This is a genomic window from Propionivibrio limicola (assembly GCF_009469695.1).
Lineage (GTDB): Bacteria > Pseudomonadota > Gammaproteobacteria > Burkholderiales > Rhodocyclaceae > Propionivibrio > Propionivibrio limicola.
The window spans coordinates 37,916-54,984 of the sequence record NZ_SSSR01000010.1 but is presented as its reverse complement, the minus strand read 5'-3'; the positions used below and the strand labels follow the sequence as shown (position 1 = coordinate 54,984).

Below are 17,069 nucleotides of genomic sequence, written 5' to 3'. Positions count from 1 at the left end.
GCCGCTTGCCCTGTTCGTCAAAGTCAGGAGAATCGACGTGGAGCACACCCACCCTGCACCTGCCAAGAACCGTCTACTTGCCGCTCTTCCACACAAAGACCACCTGCGATTCATGGCAGGTTGCGAACCGGTCGACTTGCTGTTTGCCGAAGTTCTGAACAAGCCCGGCGAACGTATTCGTCACGTTTACTTTCCCACGGAAAGCTTCATTTCCTTGGTTGCATCGATCGATGGCCGCCCCGGCCTGGAAGTGGGGTTGGTCGGTAACGAAGGAATGCTCGGGATTTCTCTGGTACTCGGAGTGGATGTATCACCGCTGCACGCCATCGTGCAGGGAAAGGGCACCGCCTTGCGCATGGATGTGGCGCCTTTTTGCCGTGAACTCGAACTTAGTCCGGCGCTTCAAAAACTGCTGAAACGCTATCTCTATGTATTGATGGGGCAACTCGCGCAAACGGCTGTCTGCACACGTTTCCATGTCGTGGAGACTCGACCAGCCCGCTGGCTGCTGATGACACAGGATCGGGCGCAGTCGGATGAGTTTCATGTGACGCACGAATACCTGGCCTGCATGCTTGGCGTGCGCCGTGTCGGAGTCACCAAGGCCGCCTCTTCGCTACAAAATCGAAAATTGATCAGCTATCGGCGTGGCGAGGTGAAAATCCTCGACCGCAACGGTTTGGAGCGCGCCTCCTGCGGATGCTACAAAACCGATGTGGCTACCTACGATGGGACGATGAAGTAATTACGCTCGTCCTCTTTTGTCATGATTTCGCCGAGGCTGGATCAGGCATGCCCGGTATTGGGTCCCAACGCAAAGCATCAACAACCAGCTTGAACGCGGGTGACGATTGGCGACGGCTCGGATAGTAAAGGTGGTATCCCGGAAACTGCGGGCACCACTCCCCAAGCACTGACACAAGGCTACCTTCGGCTACGTGCGGCTCGACCATATCCATTGGAAGATAGGCCAGCCCACATCCCGCCAGGGCGGCCCGACGTATCGACGTGCCGGTATTGAACAACCACTGACCTTGTGCGCGCACCTTCAGTACATGGCCGTCTCGCTCGAATTCCCAAGGAAGCAGACTGTCGTATGTCGGCAGGCGCAGTCCGATGCAATCGTGCGTCGCGAGGTCCTGCGGCGTTTCAGGTATTCGCCGCTTCGAGAAATAGGCCGGCGATCCGACAACGGCCATGCGCAACTCCGGCGCGATTCGAACCGCGATCATGTCCTTCTCGACCTGGTCGCCCAAGCGCACGCCCGCATCGAACCGCTGCGCCACGATATCGGTCAAGCCGTAATTCAGGTTGATTTCGACCTTGATGTCCGGGTATTCGGCTAGAAGTTTGGATAGCTTTGGCCAGAGAATGCTGTCAGCCGCGTGCTCGGCCGTCGTGATGCGGATCGTGCCGGCAGGCTTCTCCTTGAGTTCGCTCAGGGCGGCCAGTTCCGCCTCAATCTCCTCAAATCGCGGAGCCAGGGTTTTGAGCAGGCGTTCTCCGGCTTCGGTGGGAGAAACGCTGCGAGTTGTTCGAGTCAGCAACCGAAGGCCGAGCCGCGCCTCCAATCCGCGAATGGTGTAGCTAAGCGCTGATTGGGACACGCCCAGTTGGGCCGCCGCACGGGTAAAACTTCCCTCGCGCGCCACCATGACAAAAGCCAGAAGATCATTGAAGTTTGGGTGAGGCATTGATGAACTCAGCTTATAGGTTCATGCGGATTCTACTATCTAATCGTGGTCGAGCCCCGCTGGTAAATTCCTGTTTGCCTCTGAAATCAAGCCAATGCCGAGTTGGCAGAACCGAAACCGCGCCAGGAAATACCCACTCCGGCGATTTGAAAGACATAGCCAATGAAACGAGATTCTGACAACACGCCCAGCAATTGCACATTGATCCCCGATCCGGAGAAGCCGCAAGACGAGCGCCGAAGAAAGCTACTCAAGGCCACCGCTGCCGGCCTTGTCGCAGGCGTTGCCAGCCCGATCGTTTCCTCCGCTTTTGCTGCGGAAAACACGAAGCGAAAAATTCTGATCGCCTATTACTCACGAACCGGCAACACCCGTGAATTGGCCAATCAGATCCAGCAGCGTGTTGGCGGCGAAATGTTCGAACTCCGCACTGTCCATTCCTATCCCAAGGAATACCGGGCAACCACCGATCAGGCCAAGCGCGAACTGGAGGCCAATTTCCGCCCTCAACTGACCGCCGAAGTCCAGAACATGGGGGCCTACGACACGGTTTTCGTCGGCTACCCGAACTGGTGGGGCACGTTCCCGATGGCCTTTTTCAGCTTCTTCGAGAAATACGATTTTGCCGGCAAGACGCTGATCCCGTTCTGCACGCACGAAGGCAGCCACCTCGGGCGCAGCGTGACGGACATGAAATCGCTTTGTCCGAAGGCACGTATTCTGGATGGCATCGCCCTGCGGGGCGGCAACAACAGTACCGTCAGATCGGATTCCTCCCGGCGCGAAGTGGACGAGTGGTTACGCAAACTCGGAATGACGGTCTAGGAGGTAGCAAGGCATGAAACGCAAGATGGCAAAGATGGTGTTGCTGGGCAGTGCCGCCTGCGCACTGCTGGCCGGTCCGATGACGGGATCAGCGGCCGCTGCGACGCAGATTACGATGACAGTAGGCAACACAGTCATCGCGGCCACGCTGGACGACAGCGCAACCACGCGAGACTTCATCAAGTCGCTGCCCGTCACCATGAAAATGACCCGCTGGGGCCACCGGGAATACTACGGGAAGGTGGCCAACCGCCTTTCCGAGGACGCGCCGAAACGAAACCGCTTCGCGAACGGCGACGTGGCTTACTGGGCGCCGGGCGGATCGTTCGCAGTGTTCTTCAACGATACCGGCAATACCTCGCTTTCCGACCTGATCGTGATGGGAAAGGTCACCTCCGATCTGAAGGCGTTCGATGCGCTGGATGAGTCGGTCGACATGCGGATTGAGGTTGCCAAATAAGGGCTGCCCTCCCCCACTCTCACGGACAAGGCTGAATCGTGCTGAAGAAACTCGCCATCGATCTGATCATGACGGTCTTGATCCTGCTCGCGTTTGCCTACCAATTGACCGGCAACACGGTGCATGAACTGATCGGCTTCGTCGTGCTCGGTTTTTTCCTCGTTCACAACCTTGCGCTCAACGGCCGGTGGTATGCCACCTTGTTGAATGGCAAGTACAACGGGCGCCGGATTGTCAGTATCGCCGTCAATCTGCTCGTTCTGGCGACGACGTTGACACTTGTCGTCAGCGGGTTGGTGAATTCGCGCCTGATCGGCGGGCTGCTGGGTGTCGAGGGCGATTTCCTGCCACGGGAGATTCACACCACGTCGGCCTACTGGTTTCTGGTCTTGATGTCGATCCATCTGGGCATGCACTGGCGGTTGATCATGGCCGAAATGCGCAAGAGGGGCGGCATTTCGGCGAGCAGCCGCTGGCGTACGATGCTTTCGCGCTGCGCGGCCGCGCTGATCGCTGCCTACGGCGTCCATGCGTCGCTCGAACGCAATCTCTACGCCAAGCTGATCGCCTATTTTTCGTTCGACTACTGGAATTTCGACGAGTCGGTTCTCTCTATCGTCCTCTACTTCGCGCAATACCTGGCCATCATCGGCGTCTATGTGTGCCTGACGCACTATGTCCTGAAGTGGTCGCAGAAAGAACGAAGCAGCGCCAGCGCCACCATGAAACAGCGCCCTACCCCCGCACGGCGGAAATTGACGGAAGCACTTTCAATGACTACGGGCGATGCGAAACCGTCGTGTCGTCCAGGCCGATCCGGCCAATGAACGGCAAGCGGACCCCCACGCTGTTGAAATCGAACCCGAAATTCAGCCCCAGCACGTTGAGTTCGACGCCTTCCTGAAGGCCGACGCTGGCGCCCAGCAAGCCGAGAAGGGAGAACTGCACACCGCTTCCTGAAGGTGACAACCCCACTGGATTGCCGAGCAGGCGGTAATCCTTGCCGACCGCGTTGGCGGGCAGGTCGAGCTTGAGCGCAGGCACTTCCCGTCCGATGTGGGCGAGAAACGTGTTGCTGTTCGGTCCCGGATAACTGCGATAGGTATCCGCGTAGGGGTAGCCTTTGATGGCCGCTTCGATCTCGTCGATCATGGCATCGACCCCGTCGCCGCGGTGATCGACCAGTAGCTCGGGCGTCGCCCCGTACCAGAGCCCGTCGGGCAGCGCGTAGTTGCGCTGAACCACGGCGCTGCCGCGCCAGCCGATCACGTCATAGCGGGTGAAAGCGGTTTCCCCGGTTCGCTTGAAGATGATCCAAGGGTGGTGCGCCACCAGACCGCGCCAGCCATACGTTGCGGCGGAGTAAACCTGCACGATGGCGACATCCGCCTGCCGGACTGGATCCGGAGCGATCCCCGCCGAGTGGCGCGGCGCCGTCTGCCAACTGCGGTTTTCCGGCCTGTCGCCTGACAGAGCGACGTCGGCCAGACTGAGGCCGAAAGACAGGCAAAGGATTGCGGAAAAAGCGGATGTGATGCGCTGAACTCTCTTCATGGGGTATCCGACATCTCGATCTTGATCTGAGTTCGCGTATTGTCTTACCAGAACATGCGACGTGCCGCATTCGATCAATGCGGCACGTCAAGTCATGCGGCTGGCTACGCTTGGCTACTTCTTCGGCGGCGCCTCGCGTCCCGACATCACGAGCAGTTCCTTGCGCAGCCGCTCGCCGTGAATCTCGATTTTCGCGAGCGATGCGTTGAACTCGCGCAGTTCGTCCGGCGTGAATTCCACCGTCAGTGCGCCGATATCCTCGTCGAGGTGCTGAATGCTGGTCGTTCCGGGGATCGGCACGATCCACGGGCGTTGAGCCAGCAACCAGCCCAGCGCGATCTGCGCCGGCGTGGCTTCCTTGCGCTTCGCCCATTTACGATGAAGTCCCCGGCGAGAAATACTCAAGCATCCTTGATCCGTATCGGAAAGCGGCCCGCGTCATCGAGCAGTCCGATCTCGATTACGAAACGACGCAAAAAGGCGAAGCATTCAAGAACGGCGGCGAAGTGGTATCGCGCAAGAGCGTCGCCGATCTGGTCGTCAAACTGGCATTGCAACCGGACCGGGAATTGCGCTGCAGCCTCGGGGTTAATAAGCCATGACCGTTCAGGACCGAGGCTTACCCACCCTTGGAGAAACTGACTGAAAACGATCGTATTAATGAAATTTGCTCATAACTCCATGCAGATTACCCATCTTAATCGCGTGCGGTTTTCGCTGTAACTTCCCTCCAACGGTCACGATGGCTGGCTTGTGTTCAAAGGAGTTACAGATGGAAATCAAACAATGCGGTTCGCAACCCTCGGCAAAAGGTCCGGCTGAGTATTTCACCGGCACGGTGCGGGTCGATTTCTTGTTTACGCCGAACGGACCGGACAGGACGTCCGGCGCCTACGTCACCTTCGAGCCGGGCGCCCGCACCGCCTGGCACACGCACCCGCTGGGTCAGACGCTGATCGTCACCGCCGGCTGTGGGCAAGTGCAGCTCTGGGGCGAAGCGGTTCAGACCATCCGCCCGGGCGATGTCGTCAGGATTGCGCTGGGCGAAAAACACTGGCACGGCGCGACCCCGACCACGGCCATGACGCATCTCGCGATCCAGGAACAGCTCGACGGCAGCGCGGCCGACTGGCTGGAAAAGGTCAGCGACGAGCAATACGTGTCCGGATCGGGCGTGAAATGAGCGGACAGGCATCGGCAACCGCGATGGCAGCGCAGTCGCGCCCGCAGAGGGTGCTGGCAATCGTTCTCGTCAGCTACCTGATGATCGTGCTCGACATCTCGATCGTGATCACTGGGCTTCCCAAGATGAAGGAGAGCCTTGATTTCTCGCCGACGGGACTGACCTGGGTGCAGAACGCTTACACCCTGGCATTCGGCGGCTTGCTGCTGTTGGGCGCCCGCGCGGGCGACATTCTTGGCCGGCGACGCATGTTCAACAGCGGGCTGGCGCTCTTTACCCTGGCTTCTCTCGCCATCGGCCTCGCTCAATCGCCGGTCTGGTTGATAGCAGCGAGAGCGGTGCAAGGGGTAGGCGCGGCGATCCTTGCTCCGTCAACACTGGCGCTGCTGACGACGAACTTTCCGGAAGGCCCCGCACGTACTCGTGCCGTCGGCTATTACGGCGCCACCGCAGGCATCGGTGCGAGCGTCGGGCTGGTCCTCGGCGGCATCCTGGCCGACTGGCTTTCCTGGCGAGTCGGCTTCTTCATCAACTTGCCGATCGGTGTGGCTTTGTTTCTTGGCGCGCGCCGCTACCTCAACGAAACGGAACGCCATGCCGGTCAATTCGATCTGGCCGGTGCCGTGAGCTCGACGCTGGGCATGGGCGCGTTGGTCTATGGTCTGGTCCGCGCGGCAGAAGCTGGCTGGAGTGACGCCATATCCCTTACGGCGCTTGTGGCCGGAGTCTTGCTGATCGTTTTTCTCGTCTTCAACGAATGGCGGGTGAAGCAGCCGATCATGCCGCTGCGCCTGTTCGCCGACCGCGAACGCGTCGGTGCCTATGTGGCCCGCGTCTTGTTCCTTGGGGGTATGCTGGGGTTCTGGTTTTTCACGACCCAGTTCATGCAGAGCGTGCTCGGCTTCAGCCCGTTCCAAGCCGGATTGGCTTTCCTGCCGACGACGCTGCCAAACTTCGTTGCGGCCATGGCTGTTCCGAAACTGACGCGGCGCTTCGGCAATGATTGGGTTCTGGCCGGCGGCTTGGCTGTCTCGATGATCGGCATGGCCTGGCTGAGCCGGGTTTCCGTCGAAACAACGTACATCATCGGCGTCGCCTTGCCGATGGTACTGATCGGCATCGGCCAGGGCGGGACACTCAGTCCGCTCACCATTTCAGGAATCGCCCGCGTGGCCAGGGAAGATGCGGGCGCTGCATCCGGGCTGGTCAACGTCGCCCATCAACTCGGCGGCTCGCTCGGCCTGGCCATCCTCGTCGTGGTCTTCGCCTCGGCTGACGCCGGAACGCTCGGTATCCAGCAATTGCTGGCACACCGCATCGGGATGTCGCTGACCGCGGGGGCGGTCATGCTGGCGCTCGCTCTCGTTGCCACGCTGGCCCTGATTGTCCGCAAACCTAACTCGTCACAGGCTATTCGCTGATTAAGGAGACACTGCATGAACAAACGCACATTAGGAAAAAACGGACTGGAAGTCTCAGCCATCGGATTTGGCTGCATGGGGCTGAATTTCGCGATGGGCCCGGGATTGGCTAAAGAAGAAGCGATCAAGCTGATCCGTTCAGCGGTCGACCAAGGCGTTACCTTCTTTGATACAGCCGAGGTGTACGGCCCGTTCACCAATGAGGAAATCGTCGGTGAAGCCTTGGCGCCGGTACGGGACAAGGTGGTGATCGCCACCAAATTTGGCTTCGACATGGGCAACTTCCCGAACCTCAACAGCCGCCCGGAAAGCATCAAAAAGTCGGTCGAAGGATCGCTCAAGCGGCTCAAAACGGAGGTGATCGACCTCTACTACCAGCATCGCGTCGATCCGGACGTACCGATCGAAGATGTCGCCGGGGCGGTCAAGGACCTGATTCAGGCCGGGAAAGTAAAGCATTTCGGGCTTTCGGAACCCGCTGCAGCTACGGTACGGCGCGCGCACGCCGTACAGCCGGTCACCGCCGTGCAAAGCGAGTATTCACTGTGGTGGAGGCGTCCTGAAGAGGCGCTGCTGCCGACGCTGGAAGAACTCGGTATCGGGCTGGTGCCCTATAGCCCGCTGGGCAAGGGTTTTCTGACCGGAACGATGAGCAGCGACACCGCGTTTGGAGACAACGATTTCCGTAACTGCCTGCCCCGCTTCACGCCGGAAGCGCGAGCGGCCAATCAGGGGCTTGTTTCGGTCATCGGCGAAATTGCGGCGCTCAAGAAAGTGACGTCGGCACAAATCGCACTTGCCTGGTTGCTCGCCAAGAAGCCATGGATCGTCCCGATCCCGGGAACCACGAAGGCGCACCGCCTGACGGAAAACATCGGCGCGGCGTCCGTTGAACTGACGGCGGCGGACCTGCAGCTCATCGAAGTAGCGCTCGCACGGATCGAACTGCACGGCGATCGCTATCCGGCACACCTTGAAGCACTGACCGGCCGTTGATACCAATCCATCTGAAGCCTCTCATGTACAAATCCAAAGCCTATTCCGCCGCCAGCGCCACCTCGCCGCTGGCCTCCGATACGATTCCGCGCCGCGAACCGACCGGTCGCGACGTGCAGATCGAGATTCTTTTCTGCGGCGTCTGCCACTCGGACCTGCACTATGCCCGCGACGAATGGCACAGCGTCATGCCCACGGTGTATCCGTGCGTGCCGGGACATGAAATCGTTGGCCGCGTCACCAAGGTTGGTTCGGCTGTCACGAAGCTGAAAGTCGGCGATCTCGCCGGCGTCGGCTGTCTCGTCGATGCCGACCTCTCCTGCCCGCATTGCAAGGAAGGGCACGAACAGTTCTCGCCGACCCAGGTCATGACCTACGGTTCGCTGGACAAGCACGGAACCGCGCCGGTGACCTACGGCGGGTATTCGGAAAGCATCGTCGTCGACGAGCACTTCGCCCTGCGTATCCCGGCCAACCTGAACCTCGCCGGTGTGGCACCGCTACTCTGCGCCGGCATCACCACCTATTCGCCGTTACGCCACTGGAAGGTCGGCCCCGGCCAGAAGGTGGGCATTGTCGGCCTCGGCGGACTCGGGCACATGGGCGTGAAATTCGCCCGTGCCTTTGGTGCGCACGTCGTCGTGTTCACCACCTCGCCGGGCAAGAAGGACGACGCGCTGCGTCTCGGCGCGCATGAAGTCGTCCTGTCGCGCAACGCCGACGAAATGGCCAAGCACGCCGGCACCTTCGACTTCATCCTCGATGCCGTTTCGGCGCCGCACGACATCAACGCCTACCTGCACCAGCTCAAGGCCGACGGCCACCTCGCGCTGGTCGGCGCGCCGGAAAAACCGTTCGAGATATCCTCGTTCGCCCTGCTGTTCGGGCGCAAGAGCCTCTCGGGCTCGATTATCGGCGGCCTCGCCGAAACGCAGGAGATGCTCGATTTCTGCGGCGAGCACAACATCACTTCCGATGTCGAGATCATCCCGATCCAGAAGATCAACGAAGCCTACGAGCGCCTGCTCAAGGGCGACGTGAAGTACCGCTTCTCGCTCGACATGGCCTCGCTGAAGGCGGAGTAATTGCCTTGACCATCGAGCCGTCCGCCGAAAACCGGGCGGCCCGCCTCATCCCAGCACAAGAAAAAAATGAACCGCCTCCCCTCCTCCGCAACACCTTCCGCCTCAAGCCGCCATGAGCTACGCATCCTGATCATCCTGAGTGCGCTGATGTCGTTTTCCTCCATTTCGACGGACATGTACCTGCCGGCGCTGCCGACGCTGGTGAGCGACCTGCATACCGACATCGGCCGCGTCGAACTGACGATTTCCAGTTTCCTGATCGGCTTCAGTCTCGGGCAGCTGTTCTGGGGGCCGATCAGCGACCGCATCGGGCGTCGCCTGCCGATTGCCGCCGGGCTGGTCCTGTTCATTCTCGGCTCGTTCGGTTGCGCCGGCTCGGAAACCATCGGCCAGATGCTGGGATGGCGCGTCGTGCAGGCTGTCGGCGCCTGCGCCGGGCCGGTACTGGCGCGTGCCATGGCCCGCGACCTTTATGCCCGCGAACGCTCGGCGCAGATGCTGTCGCTGCTGATCCTGATGATGGCCGTCGCGCCGCTGGTCGGCCCGCTGCTCGGCGGGCAGATTCTCGCCTTCTGGTCGTGGCGCGCCATCTTCCTCGTGCTGACGCTGTGCGGCGTCGCGGCGCTGGTCGGCGTCTGGCTGTTGCCGGAAACGCTGCCGCCGTCGCGCCGTTCCACCGTGCCGCTGCGGGAGACGCTGGTGAGCTATCTGGCGCTGGCGCGTGACCCGCGGCTGCTCATCTACGCCATCGCCGGCGGTTTCTACTACGGCGGCTGCTACGCCTTCATCGCCGGAACGCCGTTCGCCTACGTCGACTACTACCACCTGTCGCCGGAAATCTACGGTTTCCTGTTCGGCGCCAACGTCGTCGGGCTGATGGTGCTCAACTACGTCAACAGCCGCCTCGTCGTGCGTTTCGGCAGCGAACGGATTTTCCGTTTCGGTTCCTGGATCGCGGCCATTTCCGGTGTTGTGCTGGCGATCAACGCGAGGTCTGGTTTCGGCGGAATTCCGGGGTTGGCGCTCCCGATCTTCTGCTTCATGTCGGTGAGCGGCTTCATCGTCGCCAACTCGGTGGCCAGCGCGCTGGCCTCGTTCCCCAGACAGGCCGGTGCTGCCTCCTCGCTCGTTGGCGCGATGCACTACGGCAGCGGCGTTCTGAGCGCCGCGATGCTTGGCTGGTTCGCCGACGGCACCCCGTGGCCGATGGGCTGGATCGTCGGCGCGGCGGGGATCGGCTGCCTCATCACGGCACTGTTGCAGACGCGGCTTGCGCCTGCGCTCACGCTGGCTGTCGAGACGGCGTGAGCTATCTATCCATGAAAGCGCGGCGACGAGTTCCATCCGGCGTGGCCGCGTACACCGCCTTCCCACTTAGCGCGGCCGTTTCTCAAAGACATCTTTGGCAACCGGCAATGCGGAAAAGACGTTTGGCCATCCGGCATAAAAGGCCAAGTGCGTCAGTACCTCGGAGGCTTGTGCTTGGGTTAGTCCGTTGTCCATTGCCCGATTGAGGTGGTAACTGATCTGCGCAACCTGACCTGCGGCAATGAGCGCGCTGACCGTGACGAGACTACGATCGCGAGGCGCCAAGGCAGGACGTAGCCAGAGATCATGGAACAACACGTCGGTGGTGTATTTCACTACACCCGGCGCAACCGCACCAAAATTCTGCTCAACAGCTGTCGCGCGTTGCGTCTCGGCTTTCTCGTCGATAGGAAGAAGCGCTTCCGACGCTGCCGGCAGTTGGTCGATGCCGATGCCGCGCTGACCGAATGTCTCCTTGGCGACGGTGATCGCTGACATGGCGTTGGCCCAGCCGGTATAGAAAGCAAGGTGCGTAATGATTTCCGACAACTCACCCGGCTTAACCCCGTTATCAAGAGCGAGATTGAAGTGGTTCGGCATTTCAACGGCTTGATTGCGTGCGATCAGGGCCGCGACGGTCACGATGCTGCGGTCCCGTGGCGATAGATCAGCTCGCTTCCACAAATCACCGCGCAGCGTGTTTTGTGCGTAACGTTCCAAGGCGGGTGAAACTAGCCGGATATCGTTATCCGTTAGCATGGATGCGCCTTGCGTGTGTTTGGAGGGGGCGGCGTTAACCCCTGACGACGCCATCAGAAGCGCCGCCGTGAGCGTTGTAATCGTGGGCTTCATTGTTGTCTCCTGTCGATCAAATGGCTATTTGCGGTATTGCTCGTCGCTGACCTTTTCCATCCATTCCACGTTTTTGCCATCCTGAACTCCGGTGAGAGCAATGTGCGTCATGGCCGTGGTCGGCGTAGCGCCGTGCCAATGCTTGATCTTCGGTGGGCACCAGACCACATCGCCCGCATGGATTTCGACGACGGGGCCACCCCATTCCTGAGTCCAGCCAATACCGGAGGTTACGATCAGGTGCTGACCGGTGGGGTGAATGTGCCAAGCCGATCGAGCTCCCGGTTCGAACGTCACTTGCCCACCGGAAAAGTGCGCCGAGTCGTTGGACGGAAAAAGCGGGTCAATACGAACGTTGCCGGTGAAGAAATCGCCGGATCCTTTAATCGAAGGCTGTGATCCGGCCTCAAATATTTTTTGAGACGGTATGTTCGTGACAGCAGCGAAGGCGTTACCCGCGCTTGCCATTGATGCGAGCAGGGAAAGCGATATCAGCGTTGTCGTCAGTTTCATGGGATCTCCTTGAGAAGAATCGGTGGGTGCTGTGGTCAGGCTGTCTTTGTGGAAGCAAAATCGATTACGAAGCGATAGCGCACGTCCTTGTTCATGACGCGTTCGTAAGCAAGGTTGATCTGGTCCGGGCGAATGAGCTCGATATCGGCTTTGATGTTGCGCGCCGCGCAGTAGTCGACCACTTCCTGCGTTTCTGCAATGCCGCCAATCATCGAACCGGCGAGGCTCTTGCGGCCAAACCCTTGCAACATCCCATTCAAGCCTTCCAGGTTGCCTAATGCACCAACATTGACGAGCGTTGCATCGAGCTTGAGCAGGTTCATGAAAGGTTGCATCGGGTAGGCTTTGGGGACGGTGGTAATCATCAAGTCGAAATGATTCGCCAGTCGTTTCATCGCCTCTGCATCGCTCCATAGAACGGCCTCCTTGGCACCGAGCCGTTTGGCGTCCGTGACCTTGCCAGGAGTGGTCGTAAATACTGTGACTTCAGCCCGGTGAGCGACCGCAAGCTTCACTGCCATATGGCCAAGGCCACCGAGCCCGATAATGCCGACGCGCTGGCCCGGTTTGAGCTGCCAGTGCTGCATCGGCGAGAAGGTTGTCACGCCAGCGCAGAGCAAAGGGGCCGTGGCGGCGAGATCGGCGCCTGGAGGAATACGAATCACGAAGCGTTCTGTAACAACGACCTTGTCGGAGTATCCCCCAAGTATAGCCACCCGAGACGCGATCCGCCGAGTTGTACGTGAAGGTGGTGCCGTTAAGGCAGTTCTGCTCGCGATCCGACAGGCAGTTGTCGCAGGTGCCGCAGGAATCGACCATGCACCCGACGCCGCCGATGTCGCCGACCCGGAACTTGGTGACGGCGCGGCCTACGGCCAACACACGCCCCACAAACTCATGACCAGGGACAATCGGATAGTTTCCCGGCCCCCAGTCGTCATGGACGGTGTGAATGTCCGAATGGCAGATGCCGCAATAGAGCACATCGAGCAACACGTCCTGTGGGCCAAGCGCTCGGCGTGTGGTCTGCATCGGAGCGATGGGACTGTTGGCGCGGTTTGCCCCGTAGGCCTGAACCGAGAATGGCGTCGAGCCAAGGGTGGAACTCTCTGAGGCCGCCTGCGCCACCGACGAGGTTCCGAACAGGAGGGGCGCAGCCATCAGGCCGGCGCCGGCCTTCAATACGCGCCGCCGATCGATTGTATCGGGAGCATATTCGTGGTGGTGGTCGCAACACTTGTCGCACATTTAGTCTCTCCTTGCGGCGTTACCGATTACAAATACCAGTTGAATTACTTGGAAGGCTTTACTAATCGCATCAAATACTTTATCCAATGCCCCAAGCAGCAACCAGACTGAAAAATCAGAAAACACTTGTAAGGCCCGCTTATAAATGTCGCGTGAAAACTTCAACGATCTGCACGTTTTTCTGGCCGTCGCACGAGAGCGCAGTTTTACCCGCGCCGCAGCGCAGCTAGGGGTGTCCCCGTCCGCACTGAGCCAAACCATCCGCTCATTCGAAGCGCGTCTGGGAGTCAGGTTACTGGCTCGTACGACGCGCAGCGTTTCCCCTACCGAAGCGGGGGAACGCTTGCTACAGACCGTATCCCCCCGGTTCGATGAAATTGAGACCGAACTGGCGGCGATTGCCGAATTTCGGGAAAAGCCGGTAGGCACCATTCGCATCACTTGTACCGATTACGCCGCCAATACGGTTCTCCTGCCGAAACTTCCGGAATTCCTGGCCGCCTATCCAGAGGTCAAGGTTGAAGTGGTCGTTGACTACGGCCTGTCGGATATCATCGCTGATCGTTACGACGTGGGAATACGTCAGGGCGATGAGGTTGCCGAGGGGATGATCGCCGTACGCGTCGGTCCCGACATGAGATTCGTCATTGTTGGAGCTCCGTCCTATCTGGCCAAGCATCCCTCCCCCAAAAAACCGCAAGACCTGTCTGATCACAACTGCATCAATCTGCGCCTGCCGACGCATGGCGGTTTGTACGCTTGGGAGCTGAAAAAAGGGAAACGTGAAATCAAGGCTCGCGTGCCCGGACAGCTTGTTCTCAACGGGACGTATCAGATGCTCAATGCGGCGATCGGAGGTGGCGGTCTCGCTTTTGTGCCTGAGGATCTCGCGCAAGCCCACGTTGCGGAAGGACGGCTCTGTCGAGTGCTTGAAGACTGGTGCCCGACGTTCCCAGGCCTGCATTTGTATTACCCGAGCCGCAGGCAATCATCGCTGGCAATGACGTTGCTGATCGAGGCTCTGCGCTACAAAACCTAGGTCGCTCGTTCACTGCAATTAGTTAGTGCTGCTCACAACTGTATGCAGCCTACGGGTCTTTATCGACCACCGTTGTCGTACTTTAATCCCGGCTCAACGAAAAACTCTTGAGGCGGATACGGTTATGAATACCAACGGGGCAAATACGGCGAGTAAATTGTCGTTCAAGGATAAAGTTGCGCTGGTCACCGGAGCAGGCTCTGGCCTGGGCTTGGCAGCAGCACAGGCTTTCGCGGCGTCAGGCGCTTCGGTTGTGCTGGCGGACTGGAATGAAGAATCCGTGATTTCTGCCGCGGAGGAATTGACGGCGCAAGGTCACAAGGCACTGGCTATCCGTTGCGACGTTGCCGATGATGCCCAGGTAGAGGCCATGGTCGCACAAACTGTCGCCACCTTCGGACGACTCGATGCCGCCTACAACAATGCCGGGGTTCAAAATGTCCTTGCTGAAACGGCTGACTCTCCCCGCGATGATTACGACCGGGTAATGTCTATCAATCTCCGCGGTGTGTGGAGTTGCATGAAATTCGAGCTTCAGCAGATGCGCAAGCAAGGAAGTGGCGCCATCGTCAATTGCTCGTCGCTTGGCGGACTTGTAGGCGGCGCCGAGCGTGGAACCTATCACGCGGCAAAGCACGGCGTGCTGGGGCTGACCAAAAGTGCGGCACTCGAATATGCGGCACGCGGCATCCGGATTAACGCCATCTGCCCAGGGCTGTTCTGGACGCCGATGGCCGACCAGATGGTCGCCTCCGGCCAAGGCGAAGCCCTCGACGCCATGCTAAAGATGATCCCTATGGGCAGACATGGACGCGTAGAGGAGATTGCTGATGCTGTTCTGTTCCTTTGTAGCGAAGCGGCGAGCTACGTGACGGGTCAGTCGATCTCGGTGGACGGCGGGTTCGTTATGCGCTGAACCCAATCCTGCGAGCATCAGTTCGCCTTGTGCAACTTGCGTCCTTTGCGTTCCGCCGCCGCTAATTCCTTTTCGCTCAAGACGAATTCGCTGCTATCGGTCAATCGTTCCAATGCCAGATCTATGAACGCTCTGGCGCGTACCGGCTGTGCGGCGCGGCTGCCGTAGTAGAGAAAGAAACCGGCGTGGTCGGCGACGTGACGGGTCAGTAGCGGGACCAGTCGACCTGCGCGGATGTGGCGCGCGGCGATGACGCTGGCCAGTTGGCCGATGGCGACGCCGGAGAGGACAGTGGCCAGTTCGATATCTTCGTCATTGGTGCAAAACGCGGGGGCGACAGGGTGATCGACGACCGCGTCGCTGATCTTGACTTGCCAGGGAAGCACGCGGCCCTTGTTGGTGGAGCGGTAAGCGCAGCACTTGTGCGCTCCGAGCGCATCGAGGCTGTCGGGTGCGCCGCATCGCTGAAGGTATTCGGGCGACGCACAGATGATCAATTGCAAGGTAAATAGCCGGCGCGCAATGACGCCTTCGTGCGGTGACATGCCAATGCGGAAGCCGATATCCACGCGGTCTTCCACCCAGTTGCCGATGCGGTCATCGAGTTGGACGTCCGGCTGAACATCAGGATACGCCTTGCAGAATTCCTTGATGACCGGGCCAACCACGGGCACGAACATCGAGTGCGGCCCGACGATTCGCAACGGTCCCGACATTTCGTCCTTCGTAATTTTCGCCGTCTGCATCGCCCGTTGCAGACCCAGCAGGGCTGGCTGCGCCGCTTCGAGAAAGCGTTGTCCTTCCTCGGTCAGCGCCATGCTCCGCGTCGTGCGGTGAAACAGGCGAACCCCAAGATGTTGCTCGAGCTGTGCCAGCGCCTGGCTGGCGGCCTGCGGCGTGATGCTTTGTACCGCGGCGGCCTTGCGCAGGCTGCCGAGTTCGGCGGTGCGGACAAAGGTGGTGATCGAGCGCAGTTCGTTGATGGGCATGGATGGGCTCCGGTGCGTTGATTCGCAATAGTAGCTTTCTAATTTATCAACGGATAGCGGTCTAGTTGGCCACCTATCAAATCAATAAAGTGGCGAACTGCACATTCACCCCATTCCGAGGAGACACCATGAAAAGACTGGTTTTGCCCCTGATACTGATGTTGCTCTCCGCAAGTTCTTGGGGAGCGCCGCCGCAGGTGTCGGCGAGCATCTCGCAAGAAGCCTCGCGCACGATCAGCAAGGGGTCCGACGATCGTTTTACCGGCAACGTCCGCGTCGTATCCTTGTTCACGGCGAATGCACCGTCGAAAGCGACCGGCGGGCAGGTGACGTTCGATGCCGGCGCACGCACGGCCTGGCATACGCATCCTGTTGGCCAGACGCTGATTGTCACCTCCGGAACGGGGCGCATCCAGATTTGGGGTGGCCCGATTCAGGAGATCAAGCCGGGCGACGTCGTGTCGATTCCACCTGGCCAGAAGCATTGGCATGGCGCGGTCCCCGGCACACCGATGACCCACATTGCCATTCAGGAAAGCCGCGATGGAAAGACGGCCGAATGGCTCGAAAAGGTAACTGACGAACAGTACGGAATGGCCGATGCGAAAGCGGCACCCGCGCCGGCAAAGAATTCACGAGCCCAGCAGTTGCTCGGTGACGTGTCACCCAAGCTGGCGGACCTGACTGACGAAGTCCTTTTCGGTGATGTCTGGGAGCGCCCTGGGCTGTCCAAACGCGATCGCAGTCTGGCAACGGTCAGCGCACTGATTGCGCTGAATCGTGCCGATCAGCTTCGTTCCCATCTTGCGCTGGGCCGCCAGAACGGTTTGACGCGTGAAGAAATCGCCGAAGTCATTACGCACCTGGCTTTCTATGCCGGATGGCCGAGCGCTGTCACGGCCGTTTCGGTGACGAAAGAGGTTTTTCAGCCGAAGTAGTTTCGGCAACTTCCGTTTTTTGGAGCAACCAAAAATGAGTCTGAAATT

20 protein-coding genes are annotated in these 17,069 nt (G+C 59.8%); 12 read left to right on the top strand and 8 right to left on the bottom strand.

The window, feature by feature from the left end; genetic code table 11:
- The first annotated feature begins 37 nt into the window (after positions 1-37).
- On the top strand, positions 38-745 hold the full coding sequence (locus GH659_RS08795; RefSeq protein ID WP_246167786.1) for a Crp/Fnr family transcriptional regulator: 708 nt from the start codon (positions 38-40) through the stop codon (positions 743-745).
- A 19-nt stretch (positions 746-764) separates the two neighbouring features.
- On the opposite strand, the gene GH659_RS08790 is transcribed toward GH659_RS08795, so the two are convergent.
- Positions 765-1,694: a LysR family transcriptional regulator gene (locus GH659_RS08790; protein ID WP_153111029.1), complete on the bottom strand. Its 930-nt coding sequence runs from the start codon at positions 1,692-1,694 to the stop codon at positions 765-767.
- Between the two features lie 162 nt (positions 1,695-1,856).
- On the opposite strand from GH659_RS08790, the gene GH659_RS08785 reads away from it, so the two are divergent.
- From GH659_RS08785 to GH659_RS08775, 3 genes are read left to right on the top strand one after another with little or no spacing between them, the layout of a single operon-like run.
- Positions 1,857-2,519 (top strand): flavodoxin, encoded by a 663-nt coding sequence (locus GH659_RS08785; RefSeq protein WP_153111028.1) that lies wholly within the window; start codon positions 1,857-1,859, stop codon positions 2,517-2,519.
- 13 nt (positions 2,520-2,532) lie between these two features.
- Positions 2,533-2,979, top strand: a complete 447-nt coding sequence (locus GH659_RS08780; RefSeq protein WP_153111027.1) for a cyclophilin-like fold protein — start codon at positions 2,533-2,535, stop codon at positions 2,977-2,979.
- A 38-nt stretch (positions 2,980-3,017) separates the two neighbouring features.
- Positions 3,018-3,806, top strand: a complete 789-nt coding sequence (locus GH659_RS08775; protein ID WP_153111026.1) for a DUF4405 domain-containing protein — start codon at positions 3,018-3,020, stop codon at positions 3,804-3,806.
- Here the strand turns inward: GH659_RS08775 and GH659_RS08770 are convergent.
- Together GH659_RS08770 and GH659_RS08765 are read right to left on the bottom strand one after the other, a co-directional pair.
- Entirely contained in the window at positions 3,757-4,533 is a 777-nt protein-coding gene (locus tag GH659_RS08770; RefSeq protein WP_153111025.1) for a DUF3750 domain-containing protein, read from the bottom strand. The two genes, GH659_RS08775 and GH659_RS08770, sit on opposite strands and share 50 nt — an antisense overlap.
- Positions 4,534-4,647: 114 nt before the next feature.
- Positions 4,648-4,938 carry an aldo/keto reductase gene (locus GH659_RS08765; RefSeq protein WP_153111024.1) on the bottom strand — a complete coding sequence of 97 codons (291 nt, stop codon included), beginning with the start codon at positions 4,936-4,938 and terminating at the stop codon, positions 4,648-4,650.
- Positions 4,939-5,305: 367 nt separating this feature from the next.
- Between GH659_RS08765 and GH659_RS08760 the strand changes: the two genes are divergently transcribed.
- From GH659_RS08760 to GH659_RS08740, 5 genes are all read left to right on the top strand, one after another.
- Positions 5,306-5,716 (top strand): (R)-mandelonitrile lyase, encoded by a 411-nt coding sequence (locus GH659_RS08760; RefSeq protein ID WP_153111023.1) that lies wholly within the window; start codon positions 5,306-5,308, stop codon positions 5,714-5,716.
- On the top strand, positions 5,713-7,137 hold the full coding sequence (locus GH659_RS08755) for an MFS transporter (RefSeq protein WP_211364171.1): 1,425 nt from the start codon (positions 5,713-5,715) through the stop codon (positions 7,135-7,137). Before GH659_RS08760 ends, GH659_RS08755 begins: the two co-directional genes overlap by 4 nt.
- A gap of 15 nt (positions 7,138-7,152) precedes the next feature.
- The gene (locus GH659_RS08750; RefSeq protein ID WP_153111022.1) at positions 7,153-8,133 is read left to right on the top strand and encodes an aldo/keto reductase; all 981 of its coding nucleotides are present in this window, start codon (positions 7,153-7,155) and stop codon (positions 8,131-8,133) included.
- A 23-nt stretch (positions 8,134-8,156) separates the two neighbouring features.
- Entirely contained in the window at positions 8,157-9,218 is a 1,062-nt protein-coding gene (locus GH659_RS08745; RefSeq protein WP_153111021.1) for an NAD(P)-dependent alcohol dehydrogenase, read from the top strand.
- Between the two features lie 66 nt (positions 9,219-9,284).
- The gene (locus tag GH659_RS08740) at positions 9,285-10,526 is read left to right on the top strand and encodes a Bcr/CflA family multidrug efflux MFS transporter (protein WP_153111020.1); all 1,242 of its coding nucleotides are present in this window, start codon (positions 9,285-9,287) and stop codon (positions 10,524-10,526) included.
- Between the two features lie 66 nt (positions 10,527-10,592).
- Here the strand turns inward: GH659_RS08740 and GH659_RS08735 are convergent, their stop codons facing one another.
- Genes GH659_RS08735 through GH659_RS15095 form a run of 4 tightly spaced genes read right to left on the bottom strand, consistent with a single transcriptional unit; the run spans position 10,593 to position 12,923 of the window.
- A complete protein-coding gene (locus GH659_RS08735; protein WP_153111019.1) occupies positions 10,593-11,378 on the bottom strand; it encodes a carboxymuconolactone decarboxylase family protein in 786 nt (261 codons plus the stop codon).
- A gap of 24 nt (positions 11,379-11,402) precedes the next feature.
- Positions 11,403-11,891: a (R)-mandelonitrile lyase gene (locus tag GH659_RS08730; RefSeq protein WP_153111018.1), complete on the bottom strand. Its 489-nt coding sequence runs from the start codon at positions 11,889-11,891 to the stop codon at positions 11,403-11,405.
- 35 nt (positions 11,892-11,926) lie between these two features.
- A complete protein-coding gene (locus GH659_RS15100; RefSeq protein ID WP_281349724.1) occupies positions 11,927-12,496 on the bottom strand; it encodes a zinc-binding dehydrogenase in 570 nt (189 codons plus the stop codon).
- The gene (locus GH659_RS15095) at positions 12,378-12,923 is read right to left on the bottom strand and encodes an alcohol dehydrogenase catalytic domain-containing protein (protein ID WP_281349726.1); all 546 of its coding nucleotides are present in this window, start codon (positions 12,921-12,923) and stop codon (positions 12,378-12,380) included. The genes GH659_RS15100 and GH659_RS15095 overlap by 119 nt, the downstream gene beginning before the upstream one ends.
- Before the next feature lie 361 nt (positions 12,924-13,284).
- On the opposite strand from GH659_RS15095, the gene GH659_RS08720 reads away from it, so the two are divergent.
- Together GH659_RS08720 and GH659_RS08715 are read left to right on the top strand one after the other, a co-directional pair.
- On the top strand, positions 13,285-14,178 hold the full coding sequence (locus tag GH659_RS08720) for a LysR family transcriptional regulator (RefSeq protein ID WP_153111017.1): 894 nt from the start codon (positions 13,285-13,287) through the stop codon (positions 14,176-14,178).
- Between the two features lie 124 nt (positions 14,179-14,302).
- Positions 14,303-15,094, top strand: a complete 792-nt coding sequence (locus GH659_RS08715) for an SDR family NAD(P)-dependent oxidoreductase (protein ID WP_153111016.1) — start codon at positions 14,303-14,305, stop codon at positions 15,092-15,094.
- 17 nt (positions 15,095-15,111) lie between these two features.
- On the opposite strand, the gene GH659_RS08710 is transcribed toward GH659_RS08715, so the two are convergent.
- Positions 15,112-16,083, bottom strand: a complete 972-nt coding sequence (locus GH659_RS08710) for a LysR family transcriptional regulator (RefSeq protein ID WP_153111015.1) — start codon at positions 16,081-16,083, stop codon at positions 15,112-15,114.
- A 128-nt stretch (positions 16,084-16,211) separates the two neighbouring features.
- Between GH659_RS08710 and GH659_RS15040 the strand changes: the two genes are divergently transcribed.
- Entirely contained in the window at positions 16,212-17,021 is an 810-nt protein-coding gene (locus GH659_RS15040; RefSeq protein ID WP_153111014.1) for a (R)-mandelonitrile lyase, read from the top strand.
- The last annotated feature ends 48 nt before the right edge of the window (positions 17,022-17,069 follow it).